This is a genomic window from Deinococcus frigens DSM 12807, from assembly GCF_000701425.1.
In the GTDB taxonomy this organism is placed as follows: Bacteria; Deinococcota; Deinococci; order Deinococcales; family Deinococcaceae; genus Deinococcus; species Deinococcus frigens.
Window position 1 is genome coordinate 20,543 of record NZ_JNIW01000048.1, and the last position, 7,542, is coordinate 28,084.

Consider the following 7,542-nt stretch of genomic DNA (forward strand, 5'->3'; position numbering starts at 1 on the left):
CTCTTGCCTCCCTTTTAAGGGGAGGTGCCCCGAAGGGGCGGAGGGGTTAAACCGTGAGGACAACCCCTTCACGCCAGGAAAAATCTATTCCTCAGAACGGCGAGTTGGGGAAGTAAAACTTGGCCGCGTTGGCTTTGGTGACCAGCACGCTGGGAATGATCGTGGTCTTGGGCATGGCGGTTTTGGTCATACGCGATTTGGCGGTCAGCAGCATGGCGTCGCGGATCATGTTGGGCGGGTAGGTCACGTCGGCGGTGATCAGCGGATCGCCGTCCTGTACCTTCTTGATCATCTCCTTCATGCCCGCGCCGCCCAGCACGAATTTGATGTCCTTGCGCCCGGCCTGCTCAATGGCCTTGAGGACACCCACGGCGATGTCGTCGTCCTGCGCCCACACGGCGTCGATCTTGGGAAAGCGGGTCAGGTAGTCCTGCATGACCTTGAAGCCATCGTCGCGGTTCCAATTGGCGTACTGCCGGTCCAGAATCTTGACGCCCGGATACTTCTCCTTCATCACCTTGTCGAAGGCGTCCACCCGCTGGTTATCGATCACGGTGGCAATGCCGCGCAGCACCACCACGTTGCCCTTGCCGCCCAGCGTCTTGCCCACGTACTCGCCGCTAACTTTGCCCAGCCCCGGATTGTCCCCGGCCACGTAGGCGTCCTGCGCCTTGGGATCGGTCAGCGCGCGGTCCACCACCACCGTGAACACGCCCTTGTTCTTGAGGTTGGCGACCGGACGGGTCAGCGGCGCACTCTCCTGCGGCAGGATCACCAGCGCATTGATCTTGTTGACGGTGTACATGTCCTGGATCTGGTTGGCCTGCTCGTTGGCGTCCTTGGCGGTCTTGACGATCACGGTCAGGCCCGGATACATCTTTTCCAGTTCTTTTTTCGTCTCGTTGGCCCAGTACACCACCCCGCCCGTCCAGCCGTGATCCGCCGAGGGGATCGACACGCCCATGACCTGCTTGGTCTGCGCCAGCGCGGCGGACGCCAGCAGCGAGATGGAAAGGACGGCGAATTTCTTGAGAATTTGCGACATGTGAACTCCTTCTTTCTCTGGCTTTCTCTGGGCGAGAGCGGGTGAAGAAACGCAGCGCGGAAGGGTTTTTCTCCCTCTCCCCCTGGGGGAAAGGGCCGGGGGGACTTGTAAAGCTGCGGAGTAGAGGGGGTGACATGACGGCGAGGGCCGCCCAATTCGGACCAGCTACGGCGGCAACCGGGAAACACACGCTGGCTCGGAAATCAAGAAGCCCGTCCTCATGACCGCTTCCCCCGTTGCAGGAAGGCCACCACGATAATCACGACGCCCTGCACGGCGGCATTCAGGTACACGCTGATAATCGAGGTCAGGTTCAGCACGTTCTCGATGCTCAGGAGAAGAATCGCCCCCACCACCGTTCCCCAGATGCGCCCCGAGCCGCCCTTGAGGGCCGTTCCGCCGATAATCACGGCAGCAATCGCCTCCAGCTCCCACAGGATGCCGGTGCTGGGGCTGGCGCTGCCCAGCCGGGGCACATACAGCAGCGTCGCCAGCGCCACGCAGACGCCCTGAATCATGTAGGTGATGACCTTGACGCGGTTCACGTCCACCGCCGCGTAACGCGCCACCCCCTCGTTGCTGCCGATGGCCTGCACGTAGCGCCCGTAGCGCGTGCGGTTCAGGATCAGCCCGCCGATCAGCGCCACCACCGCGAACACGATGATCGGGAACGGCACTCCCAGCACCTTGCCGTAGTACACCGGGCTGTAGGCGTCGCTGAGGGTGTTGTTCAGCGAGATGCTGCCCCCCTCCGACAGGTAGGTGAGGACGGCGCGGTAGATGCCCAGCGTTCCCAGCGTAACGATAAATGGCTCGATGCGGCCCCGCGCGATGAAGGTGCCGTGCAGCAGCCCCGCCCCGGCCCCGATGGCGAGAGCGCACAACATTCCTATGGCGATCACGCCCGCGCCGCCGCCGCCCGCGCCCAGCGCGTTCATGACCAGAATCATGGAACCGGCGATCAGGGCGGCCATCGACCCCACCGACAGGTCAATGCCACCGGAAATGATCACGAACGTCGCCCCCACCGCGATGATCCCGATGAACGAGGCGCGGGTCAGCACGTTGGACAGGTTGGAGACGGTCAGAAAGTCGCTGTTCAGGGCGGTGGCCACGATCATCAGAGACAGCAGCCCCAGCAGCGGCCCCAGGCTGCCCAGCCGTGAAAGCAGCGGCGGGCGGGCGGTCCCGGACGTTTCGGCAGAATGTTCAGTCATCGGGAGGCCACCTCCAGGGCAGGAGCCTTGGCTTTCAATCCGGTGGCGTACTGAATCACGTCCCGCTCGGTCAATTCGCCCCCCACTAGGTCACCGACGATGCGGCCCTCGCGCACCACCAGCAGGCGCTGGCACAGGCCCAGCAGTTCGGTCAGTTCGCTTGAAATCACGATGATGCCCTTGCCGGACTCGGCCAGCGCCTGAATCAGCAGGTAGATCTCGCGCTTGGCCCCCACGTCCACGCCGCGCGTCGGTTCGTCCAGCACGATCACGTCGGGATCAACCTCCAGAATGCGGGCGAGTGCGAGCTTCTGCTGATTGCCGCCCGAAAGCGCGCTGGCGGGTACGTCCAGCCGCCCGCTGCGGATGCCGTAGGTCTGGACCGCCGTTTCCAGCGCCCGCGTCTCCGCGCCGATGTCCAGCAGGGGCCGCGCGTACTCCTCCAGCGTCATCAGGGTGAGGTTGGGGCGTAACCCAAAGTCCACCAGCAGCCCCTTGCCCTTGCGGTCCTCGCTGAGATACACGACGCCTGCATTAGCGGCTCTGCCGGGACTGTCGATGCGGATTGGACGGCCCGCCACGCGCACCTGCCCAACCGTGTGGCGGCGCAGGCCCAGCAAGCCCTCGAACAGCTCGGTGCGGCCCGCACCCACCAGCCCCGCGAAACCCAGCACCTCGCCCGCATGCAGCGTGAACGAGATGTCATGCGCCCAGCCGGGAACCTCCAGCCCCTCGACGTGCAGCGCCTCTGTCTCGGAGGGCCGCCCCTTGTCCGGGAACATCTCCTCCAGCTCTCGGCCTACCATCAGGTTCGCCAGATCGTGCGGTGTTTTCCCTGCCGCCGGGCCACTGAACACCACCGCGCCGTCGCGCAGCACCGTCACCCGGTCGGCCAGCACCCCCACCTCGTCGAGCTTGTGGCTGATGTAGAGGATGGTCACGCCGTCGCCCCGCAATTTTCGGATCAGGGCGAACAGCACGTCGGTTTCGCGGGTGGTCAGGGTGGCCGTCGGCTCGTCCATGACCAGCACGCGGGCGTGTCTGGCCAGCGCCTTGGCAATCTCGACGAGCTGCTTTTGCGGCACGCTCAGATCCCGCACCCGGACTCTGGGATCAAGCTGCACGTCCAGCCGCCCCAGGGCGTCGGCAGCCTGCCGGTTCATCTCGGCATCGTTCAGCAGCGCGCCGCCCAGCTCACGGCCCAGAAAGATGTTCTGCGCCACGCTCAGGTCATCGGCCAGGTTGAATTCCTGGTGGATCAGCACCACGCCCCGCGCCTCGGCGTCGCGGCTGCTGCGAAGGGTGACCGGCTGCCCCTCCAGCACGATCTCGCCGGAGGTCTGGGGCTGATAGCCACCCAGAATCTTCATCAGCGTGCTCTTGCCCGCGCCGTTCTCGCCGATGAGGGCGTGAATCTCGGCGGCTCCGATGTCGAAGCTGACCCCGTGCAGGACCTCGACAGGGCCGAAGGATTTGGTGATCTTCCTGAACTGGACGGCGGGCGAAGTGGTCATGTCTGCCCCGGAACGCGGGGCCGGACAGCGGGACGGGATGAATCGGCATGGCTCCAGATCGGCACGGAATGCTCCAGGACGAGGCTGCGAGACGAGAGACCGGACAGCTCGGATCTTGAGTTTTGAATGCCATGACCATAGCACGTTTGATGGGACAGCGAAATCGTTTTCGATTCCTGACGCGAGGCGGCGCAACATCGCTCATGCCGCACCCTCCAGCCGTGCCATTCGCTACGCTGGGGCGACACCTGAACCCGCCCTCCGCCTGCCCGCCCCGAGGAGACCCGCCATGACCCACGCCCTGACCACCGAGCAACAGTTGCTCCGTCTGCAAAACCGTCTGACCGAACTGCGCGCCTGGCGTGACTGCGCCGCGATCCCGCTGGACCTGACTTTTCATTGGAGCGGTGGGGAGCAGCCTCTCCAAGAGGGTGAACCCTGGCCCGCCCGTGAGCTGCCCGTGACCTTCAGCGCCAGGGTAAACATTCCGGCGGACTGGCAGGGTCAGCCCACCGTTCTGGACCTGTCGGTGGGAGGCGAGGCGCTGGCCTTGCTGGGCGGCGTGGCGCGCGGCGGCCTCAACCCGTACCACTCCGAAATCTGGCTGGAGGCGGGCGGCCCGGCCACGCTGGACCTCCAGATCGAGGCGGTGCCGCGCGGATTGTTCGGTTCGCCCGAGTACGCGCCCCGGCTGGAACGCGCCCGGCTGCTGCTGCCGGACGTGCAGGTTCGCGCGCTTCTTGAGGACCTGGAAGCAGCGCACGAGGCGGCCAGCGCGCTGGCCCACGCCGGGCGCAGCGATATTGCCGATCTGCTGGCCGACGCGCTCAGCGAGGTGCTGAACGCCATTCCCATCCCGCGCGGGGACGGCGGGGCGTACCTGACGCGGGCCTGGCAGGACCCCCGCCTGCGCCACAGCCTGCGCCAGCAGTGGGACGAGTGGGACTTCAGCGGCACGCCCGCCCCCTACCCCGACGCGGCCCGCCCCGCGCTGGACGCCGCCCGCCGGGCACTGGCCACGCGGCTGGACACCATCCGGGCGCGCTACCCCGCCGAGGGCCATCTGGCGCTGACCGGCCACGCGCACATTGACCTGGCGTGGCTGTGGCCGCTGAATGAAACCCGGCGCAAGATCCGGCGCACCTTTGCCACCGTACTGTCCCTGATGGAGCGTTACCCGGACTTCACCTTCAACCAGTCCTCCGCGCAGATTTACGCGTATGTGGAGCAGGACGACCCGGCGCTGTTCGCCCGCATCCAGCAGCGCGTGGCCGAGGGCCGCTGGGACGTGGTGGGCGGCATGTGGGTGGAGCCGGACGGCAACCTGATCTCCGGCGAATCGTGGGCGCGGCAACTTCTGTACGGGCAGCGGTATTTCCGGTCACGCTTTGGCCGCAAGGCGCGGGTGTGCTGGCTGCCGGATACCTTCGGCTACGCGGCCAACCTGCCGCAATTGCTGCGGGCGGCGGACATCCCGTATTTCTTCACCACCAAACTGACCTGGAACGAGACCAACACCTTTCCCTACGACCTGTACCGCTGGGAGGCGCTGGACGGCACGCGCGTGCTGGCCCACAGCTTCCGCAATCCGGGGCAGGGCTACAACGGCACGCTGGGCGCGCCGGACGTGCTAAACACCTGGCAGAACTTCCGGGGCAAGCGCCGCCACGACACTTCCCTGTTCAGCTTCGGCTGGGGTGACGGCGGCGGCGGTCCCACGGGCGAGATGCTGGAGCGCCATAACCGCCTGCGCGACTTTCCTGGCCTGCCCCGGCTGCATATGACGCGGGTATCGGACTTTTACGACGGTGTGGGCGAGGACACGGCGCTGCCCGTCTGGGTGGGCGAGCAGTATTTTGAGCTGCACCGGGGAACCTACACCACCCAGGCCCGCATCAAGGAACTCAACCGCGCCCTGGAACACGCGCTGCCCGATGCGGAGACCGCCTGCACCCTGGCGTTCAAGCTGCTGGAGCGGCCCTACCCGCGCGAAGCCTTTCAGGGCCTCTGGGAAGTGCTGATGCGAAACCAGTTCCACGACATTCTGCCCGGTTCGGGCGTCAGGGCCATCTACGACGACGCCCGGCGGGAACTGGAAGAAGCTCTAAGTGGGGCGGAAACCCTCCGGGATGACACCTTGCAGAAATTGAGCGACGCCCACGGCATGGGGGAGCGTGTGGTGGTCTGGAACCTGAGTTTGGATGACCGCCCGCTCTCGCTGCAATTGCCCGGTCAATCGAAGTTGAGTCTGCGCGCCCCGGACGGCATGCCCCTTCAGGTCGAGGTGACGAATGAAGGTCTGCTCGTCACAGGAGATGTGACGGTGCCGGGGCTGGGCTACCTCTGCCTCGAAGTCGGGGCGACGGGAGAAGAGGCTAAACCAGTCGCGGAACCCGCCCCCAATTCTCTGACGCTGGAAAACGAGCATCTGCGGGTCGTCGTTAGCCCGGACGGCAGCCTGCAATCGCTGTACGGCAAGGCCACTGGGCGCGAGGCGCTGGCCGGGCCAGGCAACCAGTTGTGGCTGTACCCCGATGTACCGCGCGAGTGGGAGGCGTGGGAGCTGGACGCCAGCTACCCGGAAGGGGGCGAGCGCCTGAGCGCTGCCGAGCCGCCCGAGCGCCTGACAGGACGCCTGGAAGCAGGAATCTGGGTGCGCTACGACGCGCAGGGCAGCCCGGTCATCCAGACCTACCGGCTGCGGGCGGGTTCGCGGCGGCTGGAGATTGAGACCACGGTGGACTGGAAGCCCCGCCGCCTGTTCCTGCGTACCCTGACGCCGCTCAACGTGCGGGCTGCCCAGGCCAGCTTCGAGACCGCCTTCGGCACGGTCACGCGGCCCACCCACCGCAACACCTCCTGGGAGGCCGCTCAGTTCGAGGTCCCAGGTCACCGCTTCGCGGACCTGAGCGAGGGAGATTTTGGGGTCTCGCTGCTGACCACCTGCAAATACGGCTACAGCGCCCAGGGCAACATGCTAGGCCTGAGCCTGCTGCGCTCGCCGATCACCCCCGATCCCAGCGCCGACGCCGGGGCGCACGCCTTGACCTACGCGCTGTACCCGCACGCCGGGGACTGGCGAAACGGAACGCTGCGGGAAGCGCACGACCTGAATGCGCCGTTGCGCGGCTTTTTTAGCGCGGAGCAGGGGAGAGCTGAGGCCAGCGCCCGCCTGCTGGACGTCGGCCACCCATCGCTGCGCCTGACCGCCCTCAAACTCTGCGAGGACGACGACTCGCTGCTGCTGCGCGTGTACGAGGCCCACGGCACACGCGGCGAGGCACAGGTGTCGGGCCTAGCAATCGACGCATGGACGCCGGTGAATTTGCTTGAGGAGGCTATGGACGACGATTTGGCTTTCACGCCTTACCGGGTGCTGACCTTGAAGTCACGGACCTTGAAAGATAAGGATTGAAGTGGCTGCCCTCCTGGCGGCCTGACAAATTTTATGAGGGCGGACGGAAAACGAGCTGCCAGCCAACTTCAAGGGTGGTTTGAGGAGAGGCATGAGGGCGTTTCCGATGGCCCAGTGGCTCAGGGTCAGGCCCACCCTGGAGCGTCAGGCGAGAGAAGATCGCCTGACCACGGCTCAGCGCGTAATGAACCGCCCGGAGACCGATCTTGAGGTAGCTCAGCGCCCGCCGCCAGTGGGGATCGACGTGTCGTCGATCCCCACGCTGGACCACCTCTATGCCTTCGGACACGAGCAGCAAGATCGCTACAGCCAGCACTGTCACCAACCGTTCAAGACTGGGGGCATCTCGCA

5 protein-coding genes are annotated in these 7,542 nt (G+C 65.9%); 2 read left to right on the top strand and 3 right to left on the bottom strand.

The window, feature by feature from the left end:
• Nucleotides 1-91: 91 nt before the first annotated feature.
• The 3 genes from Q322_RS0114745 to Q322_RS0114755 form a co-directional block, all read right to left on the bottom strand.
• Nucleotides 92-1,045 (bottom strand): ABC transporter substrate-binding protein, encoded by a 954-nt coding sequence (locus Q322_RS0114745; protein WP_029478675.1) that lies wholly within the window; start codon nucleotides 1,043-1,045, stop codon nucleotides 92-94.
• A 218-nt stretch (nucleotides 1,046-1,263) separates the two neighbouring features.
• Complete coding sequence (locus tag Q322_RS0114750) at nucleotides 1,264-2,262, bottom strand: ABC transporter permease (RefSeq protein WP_029478676.1); 999 nt, start codon at nucleotides 2,260-2,262, stop codon at nucleotides 1,264-1,266.
• Entirely contained in the window at nucleotides 2,259-3,776 is a 1,518-nt protein-coding gene (locus tag Q322_RS0114755; RefSeq protein ID WP_029478677.1) for a sugar ABC transporter ATP-binding protein, read from the bottom strand. Before Q322_RS0114755 ends, Q322_RS0114750 begins: the two co-directional genes overlap by 4 nt.
• Nucleotides 3,777-4,065: 289 nt before the next feature.
• Between Q322_RS0114755 and Q322_RS0114760 the strand changes: the two genes are divergently transcribed.
• The gene (locus tag Q322_RS0114760; protein WP_029478678.1) at nucleotides 4,066-7,191 is read left to right on the top strand and encodes an alpha-mannosidase; all 3,126 of its coding nucleotides are present in this window, start codon (nucleotides 4,066-4,068) and stop codon (nucleotides 7,189-7,191) included.
• Between the two features lie 91 nt (nucleotides 7,192-7,282).
• Nucleotides 7,283-7,542: hypothetical protein (locus Q322_RS23470; RefSeq protein ID WP_034418710.1), on the top strand; the 260-nt coding region annotated here is incomplete at its 3' end.